The sequence below is a fragment of the Serratia sp. SSNIH1 genome (genome assembly GCF_002935055.1).
In the GTDB taxonomy this organism is placed as follows: Bacteria; Pseudomonadota; Gammaproteobacteria; order Enterobacterales; family Enterobacteriaceae; genus Serratia; species Serratia nevei.
Genome location: NZ_CP026383.1, coordinates 4,478,407 through 4,500,198, shown reverse-complemented (window position 1 = coordinate 4,500,198; position 21,792 = coordinate 4,478,407). Strand labels below are relative to the sequence as shown.

Genomic DNA, 21,792 nt, shown 5'->3' with positions numbered 1-21,792 from the left:
TTTGAGCGACAAGCAGCAACAACCGGCCGCAGAGGGGCGCCGCGTGGTCTTTTTCGATCTGGACGGCACCCTGCATCAGGAGGATATGTTCGGCAGTTTCTTACGTTTTCTACTGCGCCGCTTACCGCTGAACCTGTTGCTGGTGATACCGCTGCTGCTGCCGATCGGTCTGGCGCTGCTGCTGCTGGGGCGCGCCGCGCGTTGGCCGATGAGCCTGCTGCTGTGGGCGATCACTTTCGGGCGTTCCGAAGCGACGCTAAAGGCGCTGGAGCGGCAGTTTATCGAGGTCTTTCGCCAGAAGGTGACCGCATTTCCGGTGGTGCAAATGCGGCTGCGGCAGTACCTGGAGGAGCACGATGCCGAAGTGTGGCTGATTACCGGCTCGCCGGAGCGGCTGGTGGAGCAGGTGTATCGCGATTCGGCGTTTCTGCCGCGGGTACGGTTGATCGGCAGCCGCATCACGCGCCGCTGCGGCGGCTGGGTCTTGACCCTGCGCTGCCTGGGAGCGCAGAAAGTGGTACAGCTGGAGCAGCGGCTCGGTGCGCCGCTGAAGCTGTACAGCGGTTACAGCGACAGCAAGCAGGATAATCCGCTGCTGTTCTTTTGTGAGCACCGCTGGCGGGTAAGCAAGCAGGGTGAGCTGCAGCAGCTGGAATAAACCAAGGGCGGAAGATTCCGCCCTTTCTGCTTTTATCTATCTGCAGCGCGATCAGTCGTCGGTCACGTCGTGCGGCTTGCGCCCCAGCTGCCAAATCTTCTCCGCATAATGCCCCAGTGCCCACAGGCTCAGGCCGAGCAGCACGAAGAAAACCGCCTTCGGTATGCTGTCCCAGAAAAACTCGAACAGACGGGTATAAAGGTTAATGCCGAGGAAGGTCAGCCCGAAGCCGCGCAGCATGGCGTCGTCATGCTTCAACCCCAGCCAGATGGCGGCGAGGGCAGCCAGCCCGAACAGCAGGCTCCAGTGGAACAGCTCGATCTGGCGCGCGCTGTACCAGCTGTCGAGATCGCCGTAGTTGCCGAAGATAGACAGCAGCCACAGGGCGATAAACAGGTACAGCAGGCCCATCGCCAGCGACACCCGCTGCAGGCCGCGTTGCGCCAACAGCGGCCGCAACAGCAGCGCGGCGGCGATCAGTACCGCACCAAAGGCGATAAAGCGAATCGGGTAGCTCATGCCGAGCCAGTAGGCGCCCCAGCCGGACAGGTAGCCGGTCTCGGCGCCGAAGGCGTTGCCGAGCGACAGCAGGGCGAACCACCACACCAGCCCGGAGCGGCTGAACCAGCCGATCGCGCCGTACAGCAGCGCGGCGAACAGCAGCAGCACGGAAACCCGGCCGCTGCCGTTATCCAGCCAGACCCCCAGCTGCCATAAGGCGCAGGCGGTAAGCAACACGGCGACAAACAGCGCGGCCTCATTGCCGTAGCGTTTTTCCGGGTGGTGCCGGCGGCGACGCAGCGCCCAGACGTAGGCCAGCGCCGCCAGTATGCCGGCGATCGCCATGCGCACCGGCGCGTCGAAGCGGAACAGTTCGCTCAGCCATTCAAGCAGTGCGCTGTCGGCGAACAGGCTGGTGACGGCGATCAGCAGCGAGGCCAGCGCGGCGAGAAACGCATAGCGCGCCAGCCGCCGCCAGTCGAAAGGCTGCACGGCCACATGCTGCAGCAGTTGCTGCCGTTGTTCGGCCGTCAAGGCTCCTTCTCCCACCCAGCCGTCCAGCGCCTTGCGCACCACGACCGCGTTCTTTTTACTGAGTTTCATGCTTCTTGTCCCTGAATCACACGCTGATTTGGCCAGTATAGCCATTGGCGGGCGGCTACGACAAAGGGAGGCTAGTGTGTATAATGCCCGCCGCAAAAGCGCACGAGGAATTATGCGATGACTGAATATAACGATGAGTACTGGATGCGTCAGGCATTGCAGCTGGCCCTGCGCGCGCAGGAAGAGGGCGAGGTGCCGGTGGGTGCGCTGCTGGTGCTGGACAATCAGGTCATCGGCGAGGGCTGGAACCGCCCGATCGGCCGACACGATCCTACCGCACACGCCGAGATCATGGCGCTGCGCCAGGGCGGCGCGGTGCTGCAAAACTACCGTTTGCTGAACGCCACGCTGTACGTCACGCTGGAGCCCTGCGTGATGTGCGCCGGTGCGATGGTGCACAGCCGTATCCGCCGGCTGGTGTATGGTGCCGCCGACGAGAAAACCGGCGCGGCCGGTTCACTGGTGGACATTCTGCGCCATCCGGGCATGAACCATCAGGTGGAGATCGTCTCGGGCGTGCTGGCGGACGAATGCGCCGCCACCCTGAGCAATTTCTTCCGTCTGCGCCGTGAACAGAAAAAAGCTCTCAGGCTGGCGCAGCGGGCGGCGGAAAAGCCGGAATAATCAGTAGTTGAGCGCCAGTTCCGGCATCACCGTCGGGTAGCCTTTCCCCAACGCCTCCTGCTCGGCGGCCGCTTGCGCCGCCTTTCTCTCTTTTTCCTGCAGATAGCCCACCAGGCTGACCTGGTAGCGGCGGATGTTCTCTACATAGTTGTAGGCTTCACGCCCGCGCGCATAGCCGTAGGTCAACTGCGGGTAGTAGCGCTTCTGGCTGAGCATCGGCAGGCGCTGCTTGACGTCGACCCAGCTGTCGGGGTTACCTTTTTGCGTCTTGGTCAGCTTGCGCGCGTCCAGCATGTGGCCCCAGCCCATGTTGTAGGCCGCCAGCGAGAACCAGATGCGCTCGTCTTCCGGCACGCTGTCCGGCACCTTGGCCATCAGCCGTTGCAGGTAAAGGGCGCCGCCCTGAATGCTCTCTTCCGGATCGAGGCGGTCGTTGACCCCCAGGCCGTCGGCGGTGGCGCGGGTCAGCATCATCAGGCCGCGCACGCCGGTGGGTGAGGTGGCCTGCGGATTCCAGTGCGATTCCTGATAGGCGATGGCCGCCAGCAGCTTCCAGTCGATCTCGTTGGCGTGCTTCTCGAACAGCGGGCGGAAGTTGGGCAGCACCGAGTCGATGGCCGACAGGAAGGTTTTGGTGTCCACATAGTCGAAGCTGCCGACGTGGCCGAGGTATTTCTCTTCGAGCCGCGCCAGGGTGCCGTCGTCCACCATCTGGCTGTAGAAGTCCAGCATCGCCGCGTACAGGCTGTCGTCGCCGTCGCGTTTCAGATACCAGGTGACCGGCTCTTCGTCGGTGACGTCGAACGCCACCGCCAGCTGCGGATGGATGCGCTGCAGCAGCGCGATGGTCACCGAATCGCCGAGGGTGTAGTCCAGCTTGCCGTCGGCCACCCGCTCCAGCAGCTCTTTGGAGGTGAGATCGCTGGAGGACTCCCAGGCGAGATCCGGGTATTTATCCTGTTTGAGCTGCTTTAGTGTGCTGACGTGCGCGGAACCGGAGGCGACCGCCAGCTTGCCTTTAATGTCGGCGAAGCCTTTTGGCCGCGGGGTGCCCAGCCGGTACACCAGCTGTTGGGAAACGGAGTAGTAGGCCGGGCCGGTGCGCGCGCGGCTGAGGCGCTCCTGGTTGTAGATAAGGCCGGCCGCCAGCAGGTCGGCGTCGTCGTCGTCCAGATCGTCGAACAGGTCATTGATGTTCTGATGGGGGATCACCACCAGCTTCACCCCGAGGTAGTTGGCGAAGCGCTTCGCCAGTTCGTAGTCGAGCCCACCCGGCCCTTGCTTGGTGTTGAAATAGGTCAGCGGTGAATTCAGCGTGCTGATACGCAACTCGCCGCGGGAGATGATCTCCTGGAGTTGCCCGCCCTGGCCGCTGCGCCAGGTGATATTGGGCCACAGCGCGAGAGCCAGAAGCAGGGTGACAACGCCGATGAGGATGTAGTTTATTTTAAGACGTTTCAAATAGTTATCCAGTGGTGGCACAGGTACACCGGCGACGACAACCGCGACTTTTCTCATGGTTAAATCACCAGTGCGGGGGCATTTTGCGCAACAAAACGCCAGTGTGCAACTTTATTGACACGTTATGACAATTCGACGGCGCGGCACGCTTTTATCAATAATCCCTACGCAAACGGTTTCGTCGGCGGCGAGGATTCTCTATAATGGCGCGCGTTTTCCCCTGTTGCGCCCAATGAAGCGTCTTATCCGTCGCTTCGAAGACGAGAGAACTTTGATTATGGAAATTCTGCGTGGTTCGCCCGCTTTATCGGCTTTTCGCATTACCAAACTGCTGTCCCGCTGCCAGGACGCCCACCTGCCCGTCAGTGATATCTACGCCGAGTACGTCCACTTTGCCGATGTTAGCGCACCGCTCAGTGCCGAAGAACACGCCAAACTTCAGCGGCTGCTCAAGTACGGTCCTTCTCTCGCCGAACACGCTCCCGAAGGCCGGTTGTTGCTGGTCACGCCGCGTCCGGGCACCATTTCTCCCTGGTCTTCTAAAGCCACCGACATCGCCCACAACTGCGGTCTGCAGCAGGTGCTGCGCCTGGAGCGCGGCCTGGCGTTCTACGTCAAGGCGCCCGAGCTGACGGAAACCCAGTGGCGCCAGCTTGCCGCGCTGCTGCACGATCGCATGATGGAAACCGTCTTCAGCGAACTGCAACAGGCCGAACAGCTGTTCGCGCACCATCAGCCGGCGCCGTATCAGTCGGTCGACGTGCTGGGCGCAGGGCGCACCGCGCTGGAGCAGGCCAACGTCCGGCTCGGCCTGGCGCTGGCGCAGGACGAGATCGACTACCTGCTGAATGCCTTTACCGGTTTGGGGCGCAACCCGACGGATATCGAACTTTATATGTTCGCACAGGCCAACTCCGAGCACTGCCGCCACAAGATTTTCAACGCCGATTGGATCATCGACGGCGAACAGCAGCCTAAATCGCTGTTCAAGATGATCAAGAACACCTATGAGCAGACGCCGGACTACGTGCTGTCGGCGTATAAAGACAACGCCGCGGTGATGGAAGGCTCGCAGGTCGGCCGCTTCTTCGCCGCGCCGGAGAACGGCAAGTACGATTACCATCAGGAAGACGCGCACATCCTGATGAAGGTAGAAACCCACAACCACCCAACGGCGATCTCGCCGTGGCCGGGCGCCGCGACCGGCTCCGGCGGCGAGATCCGCGACGAGGGGGCTACCGGCCGCGGCGCCAAGCCGAAAGCCGGCCTGGTGGGCTTCTCGGTGTCCAACCTGCGCATTCCCGGCTTTGAACAGCCGTGGGAGCAGGATTTCGGCAAGCCGGAACGCATCGTCACCGCGCTGGATATCATGACCGAAGGCCCGCTGGGCGGCGCGGCGTTCAACAACGAATTCGGTCGTCCGGCGCTGCTGGGCTACTTCCGTACCTATGAAGAGCGCGTCAACAGCCACAACGGCGTTGAGCTGCGCGGCTATCACAAACCGATCATGCTGGCGGGCGGCATCGGCAACATCCGTGCCGATCACGTGCAGAAAGGGGAAATCACCGTCGGCGCCAAGCTGGTGGTGCTGGGCGGCCCGGCGATGAATATCGGCCTGGGTGGCGGCGCGGCCTCGTCGATGGCGTCAGGCCAGTCCGATGCCGATCTGGACTTCGCTTCGGTGCAGCGCGACAACCCGGAAATGGAGCGCCGCTGTCAGGAAGTGATCGACCGCTGCTGGCAGCTGGGCGACCAGAACCCGATCCTGTTTATCCATGACGTCGGCGCCGGCGGCCTGTCCAACGCCATGCCGGAGCTGGTGAGCGACGGCGGCCGCGGCGGCCGCTTCGAGCTGCGCGATATCCTCAACGACGAGCCGGGCATGAGCCCGCTGGAAGTGTGGTGCAACGAATCGCAGGAACGTTACGTGATGGCGATTGCCCCGGCACAGATGGCGCAGTTCGACGAGATCTGCCGCCGCGAGCGCGCACCTTATGCGGTGATCGGCGAAGCGACCGAAGAACAGCACCTGACGCTGAACGACCGCCACTTCGACAACCAGCCGATCGACATGCCGCTGGACGTGCTGCTCGGCAAGACGCCGAAAATGACCCGCGACGTTACCCGCCTGCAGGCAAGTGGCCAGGCGGTGCAGCGTGAGAACATCACGCTGGCCGACGCGGTGAAACGCGTGCTGCATCTGCCGGCCGTTGCGGAGAAAACCTTCCTGATCACCATCGGCGATCGCACCGTTACCGGCATGGTGGCGCGTGACCAGATGGTCGGCCCGTGGCAGATCCCGGTGGCCGACTGCGCGGTCACCACCGCCAGCCTGGACAGCTACTACGGCGAAGCGATGTCGCTCGGCGAACGTGCGCCGGTGGCGCTGTTGGACTTCGCCGCCTCCGGCCGCCTGGCGGTCGGGGAAGCGCTGACCAACCTGGCTGCCACCGAGATCGGCAGCCTGAAGCGCGTGAAGCTGTCCGCCAACTGGATGGCCGCCGCTGGCCACCCGGGCGAAGACGCCGGGCTGTACGAAGCGGTGAAAGCGGTGGGCGAAGAGCTGTGCCCGGCGCTGGGCATCACCATCCCGGTGGGCAAAGACTCCATGTCGATGAAAACCCGCTGGCAGGAAGGCAACGAACAGCGCGAAATGACGTCGCCGCTGTCGCTGGTCATCACCGCCTTCGCCCGCGTGGAGGACGTGCGCCACACCGTGACGCCGCAGCTGCGCACCGATAAGGGCGACAGCGCGCTGCTGTTGATCGACCTGGGCAACGGCCATAACGCGCTGGGTGCCACCGCGCTGGCGCAGGTTTACCGCCAACTGGGCGACAAACCGGCCGACGTGCGCAACGTTGCGCAGCTGGCGGGCTTCTTCAACGCCATGCAGCAGCTGGTGGCCGAGCAAGCGCTGCTGGCTTACCACGACCGCGCCGACGGCGGCCTGCTGGTGACGCTGGCGGAGATGGCCTTCGCCGGTCACTGTGGTGTGGACGTCAATCTCGACGGCCTCGGCGACGATGCGCTGGCGGTGCTGTTCAACGAAGAGCTGGGCGCGGTGATCCAGGTGAGCGCCGAACGTCTCGACGACGTGAAGCAGGCGTTCGCTCAGCACGGACTGACCGACAACGTGCATCACATCGGCAGCGTGCAGGCCGGCGATCGTTTCGTCATCACCCAACATGGCAAGGCGCTGTACAGTGAAAGCCGCAATACGCTGCGCACCTGGTGGGCGGAAACCACTTGGCAGATGCAGCGCCTGCGCGACAACCCGGCGTGCGCCGATCAGGAACATCAGGCCAAGCAGGATGAACAAGATCCCGGTCTGAACGTGAAGCTGACCTTCGCACCGGAGGAAGACATCGCCGCGCCGTACATCGCCAAGGGCGCTCGCCCGAAAGTGGCGGTGCTGCGCGAGCAGGGGGTGAACTCCCACGTTGAAATGGCGGCGGCGTTCCACCGCGCCGGCTTTGACGCGGTGGACGTGCACATGAGCGATCTGCTGGCAGGACGCCGCGATCTACAGGACTTCCACACGCTGGTGGCCTGCGGCGGCTTCTCTTACGGCGACGTCCTGGGCGCCGGCGAAGGTTGGGCGAAATCTATCTTGTTCAACGAGCGGGTGCGCGACGAGTTCGAAGCGTTCTTCCACCGTCCGCAGACGCTGGCGCTGGGCGTGTGCAACGGCTGCCAGATGATGTCCAACCTGCGTGAGCTGATCCCGGGCGCCGAACACTGGCCGCGCTTCGTGCGCAACCTGTCGGATCGCTTTGAGGCGCGCTTCAGCCTGGTGGAAGTGGCGGCCAGCCCGTCGCTGTTCCTGCAGGGCATGACCGGCTCGCGCATGCCGATCGCCGTTTCCCACGGTGAAGGGCATGTCGAAGTGCGCGATGCGGCGCATCTGGCGGCGTTGGAAAGCCATGGCCTGGTGGCGCTGCGTTTCGTCAACAACGCCGGTCAGGTAACGGAAACTTACCCGGCTAACCCGAACGGATCGCCGAACGGCATTACCGCCGTGACCAGCGCCAGCGGGCGTGCCACGGTAATGATGCCGCACCCGGAACGCGTGTTCCGAACGGTCAGCAACTCCTGGCACCCGGAAGAGTGGGGCGAGGACAGCCCGTGGATGCGCATGTTCCGCAACGCCCGTAAGCAACTGGGCTAAATACGGCCACCACCGTACACAGGGCGCAAGCAATTGCGCCCTTTTTTATGGCCGAGGTTCGGCGATTGGCGGCAGTGTCTGCATTTTGCGACAGGCGCTATTTTTCGTGTCGCCAAATGGAGACATTTAACTTTTTGATTTTATTGGCCATAAGTGGGTTTGGCTTTGGTTGTCTGCATTTGGCGACAGCGCGGCGTTTTTTTCATCGCTCATCGGGGCGTGATGCGCAAAGAAATTTGCTGATATGGTTTTATTTTTCAATAAAATCATATTGTTATTATTTTTATTGCAAAGTTGGCACGCAACGTGCATTATTCTAGTCGGTTGCTCATTCAACTTTTTATGACGGCGCCGTAAATAGACGGCAAATCGCCTCATAAGCCTCCGAATGATGCCAAAGAAATGGTGCCTATCGTCCAACCAAACCGATAACAGACCGTGCAAACGGCTTTATCAAGCATCGGGCGACACGTGGAGTGAGGCACCGCCTGTATCCAACTGTGATGAAGGGTTCATCAATCCTGGATACTTACGGATGCTATTCGTCCTGTTCGATGCCAGCCGCTGCGCTACATCACCCTGGGGACGAGACTTAAGGGCATCCACACTTTCCTTGCGTTGGGGCAAGTTTCTTGCCCCGATGTCATTTATCAACGCTGCGCTTATTCCCGTTTCGTTGCCTATGCCCTCGAACGCAGACGCTTTCCCCACACTCTTGCTTTCACACCGGTTGATGTTACCGAGGCCGCATGCCGTCGGCAGGCCAGGCCTATGGGCGCGGTTCACCGAACCCGCAGCTTTTTCCTTGTGCGTTCAGGATTCTCCCTTGCCGGGCTTTTCTCTTTCCGGCGAGTCAGTTAGCATCGTGACAGAGCTGAGAGAATGAGATGATTTCGTTGAAAAAATGGCGTTTATTCCCCCGTTCGCTGCGGCAATTGGTGCTGCTGGCGTTCCTGTTGGTGCTGTTGCCGCTGCTGGTGCTGGCCTATCAGGCCTACCAGAGTCTGGATCACCTCAGCGCGCAGGCAGCGGACATCAACCGCACCACGCTGGTGGACGCGCGGCGCAGCGAGGCGATGACCAGCGTGGCGCTGGAGATGGAGCGCAGCTATCGCCAGTACTGTGTGCTGGTCGATCCTACGCTGCAGAAGCTGTACCAGAACCAGCGCAAGCAGTATTCGCAGATGCTGGACGCCCACGCGCCGATCCTGCCGGACGAGCGCTACTACCAAACGCTGCGCCAGTTGCTGACCCAGCTGGCGGCGATCAAATGCCATAACAGCGGGCCGGACCAAGAGGCTTCCGCCTTGCTCGAGTCGTTCTCCCGTTCCAACGCCGAAATGGTGCAGGCCACGCGCGCGGTGGTGTTCTCGCGCGGCCAGCAGCTGCAGCAGGCCATCGCCGAGCGCGGCCAGTTCTTCGGCTGGCAGGCGCTGCTGCTGTTCCTGGTCAGCGTGCTGCTGGTGGTGCTGTTCACCCGCATGATCATCGGGCCGGTCAAGGCCGTGGAGCGGATGATCAACCGCCTGGGAGAAGGGCGCGCGCTGGGCAGCACCGCGTCGTTCAAGGGGCCGCGCGAGCTGCGTTCGCTGGCGCAGCGCATCATCTGGCTGAGCGAGCGGCTGGCGTGGCTGGAGTCGCAGCGCCACGAGTTTTTGCGCCATATTTCGCACGAGCTGAAAACGCCGTTGGCCAGCATGCGTGAAGGCACCGAACTGCTGGCCGACGAGGTGGCGGGGCCGCTGACTTCCGATCAGAAAGAGGTGGTGGCGATCCTCGACAACAGCAGCCGCCATCTGCAGCAGCTGATTGAACAGCTGTTGGATTACAACCGCAAATTGGCCGATGGCCCGGCGGAACACGAGAACGTCGAGCTGCGCGACATGGTCGATTTGGTGGTCGCCGCGCACAGTTTGCCGGCGCGGGCGAAGATGATTTCCACCGAAATTACGCTGGAGGCGGAAATCTGCTGGGCAGAGCCTACGCTATTAATGCGCGTGCTGGATAATCTCTACTCCAATGCGGTGCACTACGGCAAGGAATCCGGTAACATTTGGATCCGCAGCCGTCAGGTTGGACAACGGGTGCAAATCGACGTCGCCAATAGCGGCACGCCGATCCCCGAGGCTGAAAGAGCCATGATTTTCGAGCCTTTTTTCCAGGGTAGTCACCAGCGAAAAGGGGCGGTAAAAGGAAGCGGACTGGGGTTGAGCATCGCTCAGGACTGTATCCGTCGCATGCGCGGTGAGCTGCAACTGGCGACGGTCGCCGGTGCAGACGTCTGCTTCCGCATTGAACTGCCGTTAACCGCCGAGAATGAATAAATAATGTACACATGGTCTAAACGCCTTCGTCTTTCACAGACCGAACGTTCACCGCGTGCCACGCACAGAGCGCCGCTCGGCAAACGCCCGATCAGCTGGTTGGGTGCCGTCTTCTTTATGCCGCTGTTGCTGGCGGGCTGTGTCGATCGCGCCGTCAGCGGTGGCCTGAACCCTCAGCAGCAAGAGGCGATCCCGGATACCAAGGTGATTGATTACCGCACCGCGGCTTGCGATACCCTGTGGCAGTTGGACGACAAGGACGCGCTGGATAACGCGCTCTACTGGCTGCGCGCGATGGACTGCGCCGATCGTATCGGCTCGACCCAGGCGCGCGCGCTGGCGAAAACGGTGCCTGGCGACAGCTGGTCCGGCGTTTTCAAACAGAGCATCCTGCTGGGCAGCGCACAGCCGACCTCCGGCGAACGCCGCCAGATCATCGACAGGATCAACAGCTATCGGATGGAATTCCCTGGTTCACTGCGTCCGCTGACGCAGCTGTGGCGCCAGCAGCAATTGCTGCAGATCACGCTGTTCGATGAGAAAGCACGCTATCAGCATCTGCAGGAGAGCAGCGACAGCCAGATCGATTCGCTGCGCCAGAGCCAGGCGCGTCTGCAATCGCAGCTGCAGGACACCTCGCGCAAGCTGGAGAACCTGACCGATATCGAGCGCCAGCTCTCTTCGCGCAAGCAGCTGCAAGGGGAAATCCCGGACAACAGCGCAGGCTCGCAAAAGGGCGAATCCGCCGGTAAAAACGGCGCGGCCGCCAAAGGGGCTGAATCGCAGGACGAACCGGAAAAAGGCACCGCGCTGCCGGTTGAACCGGAAGACACCTATACGCCGCACCCTGCCAATAAGGAGTCCCACGCGCAATGACCGCACGCAAACCGGCCAATTTGCTCTTGGTTGACGACGATCCCAGCCTGCTGAAGCTGCTGGGCATGCGTCTGACCAGCGAAGGTTTTCACGTCACCACCGCCGAAAGCGGCCAGGAAGCGCTGCGCCTGCTGGCGCGCGAACAGATCGATCTGGTGATCAGCGATCTGCGTATGGACGAGATGGACGGCATGGCGCTGTTCGCCGAGATCCAAAAGCATCAGCCGGGCATGCCGGTGATCATCCTCACCGCGCACGGTTCGATTCCCGATGCGGTGGCCGCCACCCAGCAGGGGGTGTTCAGCTTCCTCACCAAACCGGTGGATCGCGATGCGCTGTATAAGGCCATCGACGAGGCGCTCGCGCTGTCGGCCACCCCGGCCGGCGACGAGGCCTGGCGCGAAGACATCGTCACCCGCAGCCCGCTGATGCTGCGCCTGCTGGAGCAGGTGAAAATGGTGGCGCAGTCCGACGTCAGCGTCTTGATCAACGGCCAGAGCGGCACCGGTAAAGAGGTGGTGGCGCAGGCGATCCACGCGGCCAGCCCGCGCGCCGGCAAGGCGTTCATCGCCATCAACTGTGGCGCGCTGCCGGAGCAGCTGCTGGAGTCCGAACTGTTCGGCCATGCCAAGGGCGCCTTTACCGGCGCGGTCAGCAGCCGCGAAGGGCTGTTCCAGGCGGCAGCGGGCGGCACGCTGTTCCTCGACGAGATCGGCGATATGCCGCTGTCGCTGCAGGTGAAGTTGCTGCGCGTGCTGCAAGAGCGCAAGGTGCGGCCGCTGGGCAGCAACCGCGATCTGGACATTGACGTGCGCATCATCTCCGCCACCCACCGCGATCTGCAAAAGGCGATGGCGAAGAACGAGTTCCGCGAGGATCTCTACTACCGCCTCAACGTGGTGAACCTGAAGATCCCGGCGCTCAACGAACGCGCCGAAGATATCCCGCTATTGGCCAATCACCTGTTGCGCGAAGCGGCTCAGCGGCACAAGCCGTTCGTGCGCAGCTTCTCGACCGACGCCATGAAGCGGCTGATGACCGCCAGCTGGCCGGGCAACGTGCGTCAGCTGGTCAACGTCATCGAGCAGTGCGTGGCGCTGACTTCGGCACCGGTGATCAGCGAAGCGCTGGTGGAGCAGGCGCTGGAAGGGGAAAACACCGCGCTGCCGACCTTCGCCGAAGCGCGCAACCAGTTCGAGTTGCACTACCTGCGCAAGCTGCTGCAGATCACCAAGGGCAACGTGACCCAGGCCGCGCGCATGGCGGGCCGCAACCGCACCGAGTTTTACAAATTGCTGTCGCGCCACGAACTGGACGCCAACGATTTTAAAGAATGACAGTTTGCCGCCGGCGCCTGCCACGCAGGTTCTCAACAAATCCGGCGGAATGATTTACACTCCGTTCTCTTTTGCCGCGGCGCGCCCCGGCGTAGAGCACCATGGAACGTATTAAGCGGGATCGTACACAAATGAGCAGATCACTTTCCATCGCCCTGGCCCAGCTGAACCTGCTGGTCGGCGACATTGAAGGCAACACCGAACGCATGTTGCAAATCGTGCAGGAGCAGCAGAAGGCGGGAGCCGATCTGGTCATGTTCAGCGAACTGGCGCTGTCCGGCTACCCGCCCGAAGATCTGCTGTATCGCAATGACTTCTATCAGCGCTGCGACGCGCAGCTGCTGCGCCTGCAGCAGGCCTCCGCCGAGACGGCGATCCTGGTCGGCCACCCGTGGCGCGAAGGCGACAAGCTGTATAACGCGCTGTCGCTGTTTGCCGAAGGCCGCCTGCTGACCCGCTACTTCAAGCAGCAGCTGCCGAACTACGGCGTGTTCGATGAGAAGCGCTATTTCCACGCCGGCAACGACACCTGCGTGGTGGAGCTGAAAGGCTACCGTCTGGGTCTGCTGATTTGCGAAGATCTGTGGTTCCCTGAGCCGATCGACGCCGCCAAGGCCGCCGGCGCGGAAATTATCTTGTCGATCAACGCCTCGCCGTATAACCGCGAAAAGCCGTATATCCGCAAAACGCTGATGGCCGGCCACTGCCAGCGCACCCAGCTGCCGCTGGTGTACCTCAATCAGGTCGGCGGCCAGGATGAGCTGATCTTCGACGGCTGCTCCAAGGTATTCGACGCCGCCGGCACCATGACTCACCGTCTGGCGGCCTTCGACGAGCAGGTGACTCGTCTGGAATTCAACGAGCTGGCCGTGGTGCCGATGGCCGATCCGGCCGCTGAGCTGCCGCAGCTGGCGCAGGTGTACCAGGCGCTGGTGTTGGCGGTGCGCGACTACGTGACCAAAAACGGCTTTAAAGGCGCGGTGCTGGGCCTGTCCGGCGGCATTGACTCGGCGCTGACGCTGGCGATCGCCGTGGATGCGCTGGGCAAAGACAAGGTGCAGGCGCTGATGATGCCGTTCCGCTATACCGCAGATATCAGCATCGCCGACGCCAAGGAAGAGGCGGAAATCCTCGGCGTGGAGTTCGATATCGTCTCCATCGAACCGATGTTCGACGCCTTTATGGGCCAGCTGTCGCCGATGTTCGCCGGCACCGAGCGCGACACCACCGAAGAAAACCTGCAGGCGCGTTGCCGCGGGGTGGTGCTGATGGCGCTGTCCAACAAACGCCGCAGCATCGTGCTGACCACCGGCAACAAGAGCGAAATGGCGGTGGGTTACGCCACGCTGTACGGCGATATGGCCGGCGGTTTCGACGTGCTGAAGGACGTGCCGAAAACGCTGGTGTTCAAGCTGTCCGAATACCGTAACACCGTCTCCTACGTGATCCCGCAGCGGGTGATCGATCGTCCGCCGTCCGCCGAGCTGGCGCCGGATCAGGTCGATCAGGACAGCCTGCCGCCGTACGATATCCTGGACGCGATCCTGGAAGGCTACGTTGAGCGCGACAAGTCGGTTGCCGATCTGGTGGCCGAAGGGTTCGACGAAGCGATCGTGCGCAAGGTGATCCGCCTGGTGGACATCAACGAATACAAGCGGCGTCAGGCGGCCGTCGGGCCGCGTATCACCGCCCGTAACTTCGGCAAAGACCGCCGCTACCCCATCACATCCGGTTTTGGCCGCAAAAATTGGTAAAAGGAAAGAAGATGAAAAAGATCGACGCGATTATCAAGCCGTTCAAACTGGATGACGTCCGCGAAGCGCTGGCCGAAGTGGGCATCACCGGTATGACGGTCACCGAAGTGAAAGGCTTCGGCCGCCAGAAGGGCCACACCGAGCTGTACCGCGGTGCCGAGTACATGGTCGACTTTTTGCCTAAGGTGAAGATCGAGATCGTGGTTGCCGACGATATCGTCGACACCTGCGTGGAAACCATCATGCAAACCGCGCAGACCGGCAAGATCGGCGACGGCAAAATCTTCGTCTTCGACGTGGCGCGCGTGGTGCGCATCCGTACCGGCGAGCAGGACGAAGAAGCGATCTGATCCTCCGCAGGATCATCGACTATTCAGGGCGCAGCGTGCTGCGCCCTTGTCATTTCTGCTCCCCGCGCATCATGCTTCTTCGCCTCGCCGTTTCCCTCTTTTTGCCCGTCGGCATTCTAAAAAAGCGAACGCTATCGCGTTTTTGATACTTTTCCCGATCGCTTTTCTCGCGGGATCTACAATCAATCTAACTATCTTGATTGAGGTGATCCCCAATGAATTTCAAGTTGCGGCTAGGCGGCAAGGGCGTGCATCCCCAGGAGCTTACTCAGGTAAGTGACTGGGGGGACAAATCTGCCGGGAGCAGATTTGAACGCTGCTTGCAGCGGCCCGTTAGGGCGTGGCCTACGGATGGGCCACGTAATAGAACGCAGACAACAACGCAGCGGCTTGAAAGGCGATGGGGATGATGACGTTACGCCAAATCCGCCACTTCATCGCGGTGGCAGAAACCGGGTCGATCTCCGCCGGCGCCCAGGCGGTGTTTGTCTCCCAGTCTTCGCTGACGCTGGCGATCCAGCAGTTGGAAACCGAGATCGGCGTGCGGCTGTTCGATCGCCACGCCAAGGGCATGACGCTGACCCATCAGGGGCATCAGTTTTTGCGCCAGTCGTATCTGATCCTGGCGACGGTGGACAACGCCAAGCGCAGCCTGCAGATCGGCACCGAAAGCCTGACCGGCAAGCTGACCGTCGGCGTTACCAGCCTGGTGGCCGGCTACTTCCTGGTGGAGCTGCTCACGCGCTTTAAATCGGCCTATCCCAACGTCACCGTGCAGGTGGTTGAAGACGAGCGCCCGTATATTGAGCACCTGCTGGTCAGCGGCGAGATCGACATCGGCGTGCTGATCCTGTCGAACATCGAAGACCGTGACGCGCTGCAGACCGAGGTGCTGATGCACTCGCCGTATCGCCTTTGGCTGCCGCCGTTGCACCCGCTGCTGGAGCACGAGAGCATCAGCCTGGCGGACGTGGCCAAACAGCCGCTGATCCAGCTCAACGCCGATGAAATGGACGTGCACGCGCGGCGCATCTGGTCGCGCGCCGGGCTGAAGCCGGAGATCGCCATGAAGACCGCCTCGACCGAGGCGGTGCGCAGCCTGGTGGCGGCGGGGATGGGGGTCTCCATCCAGCCGGACATGGCGTACCGCGCCTGGTCGCTCGAGGGCAACATGATCGAGGCGCGTAAGCTGGACGATCTGCTGGAGCCGCTGGATATCGGGCTGGCGTGGCGGCGCGGCAGCGCGCGGCCGGAGCTGGTAACGCCGTTCCTTACCATCGCGCGCGAGAACGGCAGCAAACACGCCGCCGGGCTTAAGCATTCGATTTAATCGAACGCGGCGTTCAGTATTTAGAATTTGTTGCCCGCCAGAGGCTCGCTTAGGCTGATTAAAACTAACTTATTCACATTTGGTTAACGTTTTTGTCACTTAGGGGCGTCAGGCGATGGCAGATGTGCAGGTTCTCTCAGGTTTGTCCTGTCAGCAGTTCATTAACGGTCAGTTGGTCGACGGCGAAGGCCAGCAGGAGTGCATCGTCAATCCGGCCAACGGCGAGACGCTGATCGCCCTGACCGAAGCCTCTTCGGCGCAGGTCGGCGGCGCGGTGAAAGCCGCGCAGCAGGCGTTCGGCCACTGGTCGCGCACCACGCCGGCCCAGCGCGCCGCTCTGTTGCTGCGGATCGCCGACGCCATTGAGCGGCAGGCGCCGCAGCTGGCGCAGCTGGAAGCCCTCAACTGCGGTAAACCGCTGCATCAGGCGCTCAATGACGATCTGCCGGCGGCGGTCGACGTGTTCCGCTTTTTCGCCGGCGCGGTGCGCACGCAGCAAGGGCAGCTGGCCGGCGAGTATGTGCCGGGCCACACCTCGATGATCCGCCGCGATCCGATCGGCGTGGTGGCCTCGATCGCCCCCTGGAACTATCCGCTGATGATGGCGGCGTGGAAGATTGCGCCGGCGTTGGCGGCGGGCAATACCGTGGTGTTTAAACCCTCCGAACATACGCCGCTGACCATTCTGGCGCTGGTGCCGGCGCTGCAGGAGATCCTGCCGCCGGGCGTGCTGAATATCGTCTACGGCGGTGGGGAAGGGGTCGGCAGCCAGCTGGTGGGGCACCCGCAGGTGCGGCTGGTGTCGGTCACCGGCGATATCGTCACCGGGCAAAAAATTCTTCAGGCGGCGGCCAAAAGCGTCAAGCGTACCCACCTGGAACTGGGGGGCAAGGCGCCGGTGATCGTCTGCGACGACGCCGATCTCGACGAGGTGGTCAACGGCATTCGCACCTACGGCTATTACAACGCCGGCCAGGACTGCACCGCCGCCTGCCGTATCTATGCGCAGGCGGGTATCTATCCCAAGCTGGTGGACGCGCTGGGCGAGGCGGTCGCCAGCCTGCGTTTCGCCCGCAAGCGCGATCAGGACAACGAGATCGGCCCGTTGATAAGTAGCCGCCAGCGCGATCGCGTCGCCAGCTTCGTCGAGCGAGCGCTCAGTCAACCGCATATCGAATTGATCACCGGTGCCGCGGCCCACTCCGGGCCGGGGTTCTACTACCAGCCGACCCTGCTGGCGGGCTGCCTGCAAAGCGACGAAATCGTGCAGCGCGAGGTGTTTGGCCCGGTGGTCAGCATCACGCGCTTCGAACACCTGGAGCAGGCGGTGGCGTGGGCCAACGATTCGGAATACGGCCTGGCTTCGTCGGTGTGGACGCAAAATATCGACCGGGCGCTGCACATTGCCGCCCATCTGCAGTACGGCAGCACCTGGATCAACACCCATTTCACCTTGGCGAGCGAGATGCCGCACGGCGGCCTGAAACGCTCCGGCTACGGCAAGGATCTGTCCAGCGATTCGCTGCAGGATTACAGCGTTGTCAGGCACGTAATGGCGAAGTTCAAAGCCAGCTTCTAGCGGTTCTATAAAGCAAAATCAGGCGGCAGCCGTTCCCTGCCGCACACAGATACGCAACACAGGGGTAATTACGATGAGAAAAACTACCGCAGTCACCACCACCGTCTCCGCGCTTTGTCTCACCGTGCTGTGCGGCCTGGCTCAGGCGGCCGATCTGCCGCAGTCGCTGGGCAAAGGCGAAGGCCGGCTGGATATCATCGCCTGGCCCGGCTACATCGAACGCGGCCAGTCCGACAAAAACTACGACTGGGTCACCCAGTTTGAAAAGCAAACCGGCTGCGCGGTGAACGTGAAGACCGCCGCCACCTCCGATGAAATGGTCAGCCTGATGGCCAAGGGCGGCTACGATCTGGTGACCGCCTCCGGCGACGCCTCGCTGCGCCTGATCTTCGGCAAGCGGGTGCAGCCGATCAACACCGCGCTGATCCCGAACTGGAAGAACATCGATCCGCGCCTGCTGAACGGCGCCTGGTACACCGTGGACGGCAAAACCTACGGCACGCCGTACCAGTGGGGGCCGAACCTGCTGATGTACAACACCAAAACCTTCCCGACGCCGCCGGACAGCTGGGCGGTGATCTTCCAGCAGCAGAACCTGCCGGACGGCAAGAGCAACCAGGGCCGGGTGCAGGCTTACGACGGCCCGATCTACATCGCCGACGCGGCGCTGTTCCTGAAGGCCACCCAGCCGCAGCTCGGCATCAGCGATCCTTACCAGCTCAACGAAGAGCAGTATCAGGCGGCGCTGAAGCTGCTGCGCAGCCAGCACGCGCTGATCCACCGCTACTGGCATGACACCTCGGTGCAGATGAGCGACTTTAAAAACGAAGGCGTGGTGGCCTCCAGCGCCTGGCCGTATCAGGCCAACGCCCTGAAGGGCGAGGGGCAGCCGATCGCCACCGTGTTCCCGAAAGAGGGCGTGACCGGCTGGGCGGACACCACCATGCTGCATGCCGACGCCAAGCACCCGAGCTGCGCCTACCAGTGGATGAACTGGTCGCTGGAGCCGAAGGTGCAGGGCGACGTGGCGGCCTGGTTCGGATCGGTGCCGGCTTCACCGGCGGGCTGCAAGGCCAGCGCGCTGCTGGGTGAGAAGGGCTGCGAAACCAACGGCTTCAACCAGTTCGACAAAATCGCCTTCTGGAAAACGCCGCAGGCGCAGGGCGGCAAGTTCGTGCCGTACAGCCGCTGGACCCAGGATTACATCGCCATCATGGGCGGCCGCTAATATCCCCTTCATACTTCAAGCCGCCTCTTTGTTGGCTGCCCGCACTTACCCCGGTCACGTACGATTTGTACGCTCCCGGGGATGCGTTTGGTTGCCGCCTCGATGCAGCTCGAATTATTTTGCGGATAGGTCTGGTTAGGTTACGGGTTGTCGCCCAATCCGCCGAAGTCATTTGATTTTTTGGAGCACAGAAAATGACCATTGCCGTGCAATTCATCGATGTTTCGCGGACTTTCGGCGATGTTCGCGCCGTGGATCGGGTATCTATCGACATTCAGGACGGGGAATTCTTCTCCATGCTCGGGCCGTCCGGCTCGGGCAAAACCACCTGCCTGCGCCTGATCGCCGGCTTTGAACAGCTCACTTCCGGCTCGATTCGCATCCACGGCCAGGAAGCCGCCAACCTGCCGCCGTATCAGCGCGACGTGAATACCGTGTTTCAGGATTACGCGCTGTTCCCGCACATGTCGGTGCTGGAAAATGTCGCCTACGGCCTGATGGTGAAGGGCGTCGCTAAACGCGAGCGGCTGGCGCGGGCGCAAGAGGCGCTGGAGAGCGTGGCGCTCGGTTTCGTTGCCGAACGCAAGCCGGCGCACCTGTCGGGCGGCCAGCGGCAGCGCGTGGCGTTGGCGCGCGCGCTGGTCAATCGGCCGCGGGTGCTGCTGCTGGACGAACCGCTCGGCGCGCTGGATCTCAAGCTGCGCGAGCAGATGCAGGGCGAGCTGAAGAAGCTGCAGCGCCAGCTGGGTATCACCTTTATCTTCGTCACCCACGATCAAAGCGAAGCGCTGTCGATGTCCGATCGGGTCGCGGTGTTCAATAACGGCCGCATTGAACAGGTGGATACGCCGCGCGAGCTTTACATGCGGCCGAAGACGCCGTTCGTCGCCGAGTTCGTCGGCACCTCCAACGTGGTGCGCAGCGAGCTGGCGCAGCGCCTGCTCGGCGAAAGCCGAACCTTCTCGATCCGGCCGGAACACATCCGCCTGCTGGAGTACGGCGGCGCGGCGCAGGACGAGATCCAGGTGCAGGGCACGCTGCAGGAAATCCATTACCAGGGTGCGGCCACGCGGTATGAAATCGCGCTGAACGGCGGCGAAAAGCTGCTGGTCAGCCAGGCCAATCCGCAGTGGATCGCCGAAGGGCAACAGCGGCAGATTGGCCAGCCGATCGTCGCCTGCTGGCCGCGCGCGGCGATGGTACCGCTGCTGGAGGAGAGGTGAGATGGACATGAGCATCGATTCCCCCTCGGCGCGCGGCGGTACCGTGCGCGCGCTGTCGACCTGGCTTTATCGCCGGCCGACGCTGTATCTGCTTTTGCTGCTGGTGCCGCCGCTGCTGTGGTTTGGCGCGGTGTACCTCGGTTCGCTGCTGACGCTGCTGTGGCAAGGGTTTTACACCTTCGACGATTTCACCATGGCGGTGACGCCGGATCTGACCTTCGCCAACCTGGCGGCGTTGTTCAACCCGGCCAACTACGACATCATCCTGCGCACGCTGACCATGGCGGTGCTGGTGTCGCTGGCCAGCGCGGCGCTGGCGTTCCCGATCGCCTATTACATGGCGCGTTACACCAGTGGCCGCGTCAAGGCGTTCTTTTACATCGCGGTGATGATGCCGATGTGGGCCAGCTATATCGTTAAAGCCTATGCCTGGACCCTGCTGCTGGCGAAAGACGGCGTGGCGCAATGGTTCCTGCAGCACCTGGGGCTGGAGCCGCTGTTGGCTTCGCTGCTGACGGTGCCCGGCGTCGGCGGCAACACGCTGTCGACCTCGGGGCTGGGGCGTTTTCTGGTGTTCGTCTATATCTGGCTGCCGTTCATGATCCTGCCGATCCAGGCGGCGCTGGAGCGCCTGCCTCCCTCGCTGCTGCACGCCTCGGCGGATCTGGGCGCGCGACCGGCGCAGACCTTCCGCCACGTCATTTTGCCGCTGGCGGTACCGGGCATCGCCGCCGGATCGATCTTCACCTTCTCGCTGACGCTGGGCGACTTTATCGTGCCGCAGCTGGTGGGGCCGCCGGGCTATTTCATCGGCAGCATGGTGTACGCCCAGCAGGGTGCGATCGGCAATATGCCGATGGCCGCGGCCTTTACGCTGGTGCCGATCGTCCTGATCGCCATCTACCTTTCCATCGTCAAACGTCTGGGGGCTTTCGATGCACTCTGAACGCGCGCCCTTAGGGCTGAAGCTGGCCGCCTGGGGTGGACTGATCTTCCTGCATTTCCCGTTGGCGATCATCGCCATCTACGCCTTCAACACCGAGGATGCCGCCTTCAGCTTCCCGCCGAAGGGGTTCACGCTGCACTGGTTCAACGTTGCCGCCGGGCGGCAGGACATCATCGATGCGGTGCTGCTGTCGGCGCAGATCGCCTGCCTGGCGACCGCCATCGCGCTGGTGCTCGGCACCCTGGCGGCGGCGGCGCTGTATCGGCGCGATTTCTTCGGCAAGGACAGCATTTCGCTGCTGTTGCTGCTGCCGATCGCGCTGCCGGGGATCGTCACCGGTCTGGCGCTGCTGGCGGCGTTCAAGGCGCTGAACATCGAGCCGGGCATCCTGACTATCGTCGTCGGCCATGCGACGTTCTGTGTGGTGATCGTGTTCAACAACGTCATCGCCCGGTTCCGCCGCACCTCGTACAGCCTGATCGAAGCGTCGATGGATCTCGGCGCCGACGGCTGGCAAACCTTTCGTTACGTGATCTTGCCGAACCTCGGCTCGGCGCTGCTGGCCGGGGGCATGCTGGCGTTCGCGCTGTCGTTCGATGAAATCATCGTGACCACCTTTACCGCCGGCCACGAGCGCACGCTGCCGCTGTGGCTGCTGAACCAGCTCGGTCGCCCGCGCGACGTGCCGATCACCAACGTGGTGGCGCTGTCGGTAATGCTGTTGACCATGCTGCCGATCCTCGGCGCTTACTACCTGACCAAAGGTGGGGAAAGCGTCGCCGGCAGCGGCAAATAATTTCCTTACCCGACCTCTGATAAAAGGATAACCC

The 21,792-nt window shown here is 62.5% G+C and carries 16 protein-coding genes; 14 read left to right on the top strand and 2 right to left on the bottom strand.

The window, feature by feature from the left end; translation table 11 throughout:
- The first annotated feature begins 1 nt into the window (after position 1).
- Positions 2–658 (top strand): phosphatidylglycerophosphatase C, encoded by a 657-nt coding sequence (gene yfhb, locus C3F38_RS21685; RefSeq protein ID WP_055311834.1) that lies wholly within the window; start codon positions 2–4, stop codon positions 656–658.
- Positions 659–709: 51 nt separating this feature from the next.
- Here yfhb and C3F38_RS21680 read toward each other — a convergent pair whose 3' ends face one another.
- Positions 710–1,762 carry a DUF2157 domain-containing protein gene (locus tag C3F38_RS21680; protein WP_047730063.1) on the bottom strand — a complete coding sequence of 351 codons (1,053 nt, stop codon included), beginning with the start codon at positions 1,760–1,762 and terminating at the stop codon, positions 710–712.
- 117 nt (positions 1,763–1,879) lie between these two features.
- On the opposite strand from C3F38_RS21680, the gene tadA reads away from it, so the two are divergent.
- Positions 1,880–2,386 (top strand): tRNA adenosine(34) deaminase TadA, encoded by a 507-nt coding sequence (tadA, locus tag C3F38_RS21675; protein ID WP_055311833.1) that lies wholly within the window; start codon positions 1,880–1,882, stop codon positions 2,384–2,386.
- On the opposite strand, the gene mltF is transcribed toward tadA, so the two are convergent.
- Positions 2,387–3,847: a membrane-bound lytic murein transglycosylase MltF gene (mltF, locus tag C3F38_RS21670; protein ID WP_033644113.1), complete on the bottom strand. Its 1,461-nt coding sequence runs from the start codon at positions 3,845–3,847 to the stop codon at positions 2,387–2,389. It lies immediately after the preceding gene.
- A gap of 274 nt (positions 3,848–4,121) precedes the next feature.
- Here mltF and purL point away from each other — a divergent pair, with 274 nt between their 5' ends.
- The 12 genes from purL (at position 4,122) to C3F38_RS21605 (ending at position 21,758) form a co-directional block, all read left to right on the top strand.
- Positions 4,122–8,015, top strand: coding sequence for a phosphoribosylformylglycinamidine synthase (purL, locus tag C3F38_RS21665; RefSeq protein ID WP_170310540.1), 3,894 nt, complete (start codon positions 4,122–4,124; stop codon positions 8,013–8,015).
- Positions 8,016–8,902: 887 nt separating this feature from the next.
- Positions 8,903–10,339: a HAMP domain-containing sensor histidine kinase gene (locus C3F38_RS21660; protein WP_038874219.1), complete on the top strand. Its 1,437-nt coding sequence runs from the start codon at positions 8,903–8,905 to the stop codon at positions 10,337–10,339.
- Positions 10,340–10,342: 3 nt separating this feature from the next.
- Positions 10,343–11,215 (top strand): two-component system QseEF-associated lipoprotein QseG, encoded by an 873-nt coding sequence (gene qseG, locus C3F38_RS21655; protein ID WP_047730860.1) that lies wholly within the window; start codon positions 10,343–10,345, stop codon positions 11,213–11,215.
- On the top strand, positions 11,212–12,552 hold the full coding sequence (gene glrR, locus C3F38_RS21650) for a two-component system response regulator GlrR (RefSeq protein WP_025303931.1): 1,341 nt from the start codon (positions 11,212–11,214) through the stop codon (positions 12,550–12,552). Before qseG ends, glrR begins: the two co-directional genes overlap by 4 nt.
- Before the next feature lie 131 nt (positions 12,553–12,683).
- Entirely contained in the window at positions 12,684–14,306 is a 1,623-nt protein-coding gene (locus C3F38_RS21645; protein WP_025303930.1) for an NAD+ synthase, read from the top strand.
- 11 nt (positions 14,307–14,317) lie between these two features.
- On the top strand, positions 14,318–14,656 hold the full coding sequence (gene glnB, locus C3F38_RS21640; RefSeq protein WP_004847623.1) for a nitrogen regulatory protein P-II: 339 nt from the start codon (positions 14,318–14,320) through the stop codon (positions 14,654–14,656).
- A 406-nt stretch (positions 14,657–15,062) separates the two neighbouring features.
- Positions 15,063–15,986 (top strand): LysR substrate-binding domain-containing protein, encoded by a 924-nt coding sequence (locus tag C3F38_RS21630; RefSeq protein WP_038874511.1) that lies wholly within the window; start codon positions 15,063–15,065, stop codon positions 15,984–15,986.
- 115 nt (positions 15,987–16,101) lie between these two features.
- Positions 16,102–17,565 carry a gamma-aminobutyraldehyde dehydrogenase gene (locus C3F38_RS21625; RefSeq protein WP_055316270.1) on the top strand — a complete coding sequence of 488 codons (1,464 nt, stop codon included), beginning with the start codon at positions 16,102–16,104 and terminating at the stop codon, positions 17,563–17,565.
- A gap of 73 nt (positions 17,566–17,638) precedes the next feature.
- Positions 17,639–18,793 carry a putative ABC transporter substrate-binding protein YdcS gene (gene ydcS / locus C3F38_RS21620; protein ID WP_033635611.1) on the top strand — a complete coding sequence of 385 codons (1,155 nt, stop codon included), beginning with the start codon at positions 17,639–17,641 and terminating at the stop codon, positions 18,791–18,793.
- Between the two features lie 194 nt (positions 18,794–18,987).
- Positions 18,988–20,016, top strand: coding sequence for an ABC transporter ATP-binding protein (locus C3F38_RS21615; RefSeq protein WP_047730065.1), 1,029 nt, complete (start codon positions 18,988–18,990; stop codon positions 20,014–20,016).
- 1 nt (position 20,017) lies between these two features.
- On the top strand, positions 20,018–20,962 hold the full coding sequence (locus tag C3F38_RS21610) for an ABC transporter permease (RefSeq protein ID WP_033644105.1): 945 nt from the start codon (positions 20,018–20,020) through the stop codon (positions 20,960–20,962).
- Complete coding sequence (locus tag C3F38_RS21605; RefSeq protein ID WP_038874514.1) at positions 20,952–21,758, top strand: ABC transporter permease; 807 nt, start codon at positions 20,952–20,954, stop codon at positions 21,756–21,758. The genes C3F38_RS21610 and C3F38_RS21605 overlap by 11 nt, the downstream gene beginning before the upstream one ends.
- The last annotated feature ends 34 nt before the right edge of the window (positions 21,759–21,792 follow it).

What these genes read in the sequence shown, in the direction of transcription:
- C3F38_RS21615 (WP_047730065.1), top strand. Translation starts at nt 18,988, where the DNA reads ATGACCATTGCCGTGCAATTCATCGATGTTTCGCGGACTTTCGGCGAT.
- qseG (WP_047730860.1), top strand. Translation starts at nt 10,343, where the DNA reads ATGTACACATGGTCTAAACGCCTTCGTCTTTCACAGACCGAACGTTCA.
- C3F38_RS21630 (WP_038874511.1), top strand. Translation starts at nt 15,063, where the DNA reads ATGATGACGTTACGCCAAATCCGCCACTTCATCGCGGTGGCAGAAACC.
- C3F38_RS21605 (WP_038874514.1), top strand. Translation starts at nt 20,952, where the DNA reads ATGCACTCTGAACGCGCGCCCTTAGGGCTGAAGCTGGCCGCCTGGGGT.
- C3F38_RS21680 (WP_047730063.1), bottom strand. Translation starts at nt 1,762, where the DNA reads ATGAAACTCAGTAAAAAGAACGCGGTCGTGGTGCGCAAGGCGCTGGAC.
- ydcS (WP_033635611.1), top strand. Translation starts at nt 17,639, where the DNA reads ATGAGAAAAACTACCGCAGTCACCACCACCGTCTCCGCGCTTTGTCTC.
- C3F38_RS21660 (WP_038874219.1), top strand. Translation starts at nt 8,903, where the DNA reads ATGATTTCGTTGAAAAAATGGCGTTTATTCCCCCGTTCGCTGCGGCAA.
- glnB (WP_004847623.1), top strand. Translation starts at nt 14,318, where the DNA reads ATGAAAAAGATCGACGCGATTATCAAGCCGTTCAAACTGGATGACGTC.
- C3F38_RS21610 (WP_033644105.1), top strand. Translation starts at nt 20,018, where the DNA reads ATGGACATGAGCATCGATTCCCCCTCGGCGCGCGGCGGTACCGTGCGC.
- glrR (WP_025303931.1), top strand. Translation starts at nt 11,212, where the DNA reads ATGACCGCACGCAAACCGGCCAATTTGCTCTTGGTTGACGACGATCCC.
- C3F38_RS21625 (WP_055316270.1), top strand. Translation starts at nt 16,102, where the DNA reads ATGGCAGATGTGCAGGTTCTCTCAGGTTTGTCCTGTCAGCAGTTCATT.
- C3F38_RS21645 (WP_025303930.1), top strand. Translation starts at nt 12,684, where the DNA reads ATGAGCAGATCACTTTCCATCGCCCTGGCCCAGCTGAACCTGCTGGTC.
- tadA (WP_055311833.1), top strand. Translation starts at nt 1,880, where the DNA reads ATGACTGAATATAACGATGAGTACTGGATGCGTCAGGCATTGCAGCTG.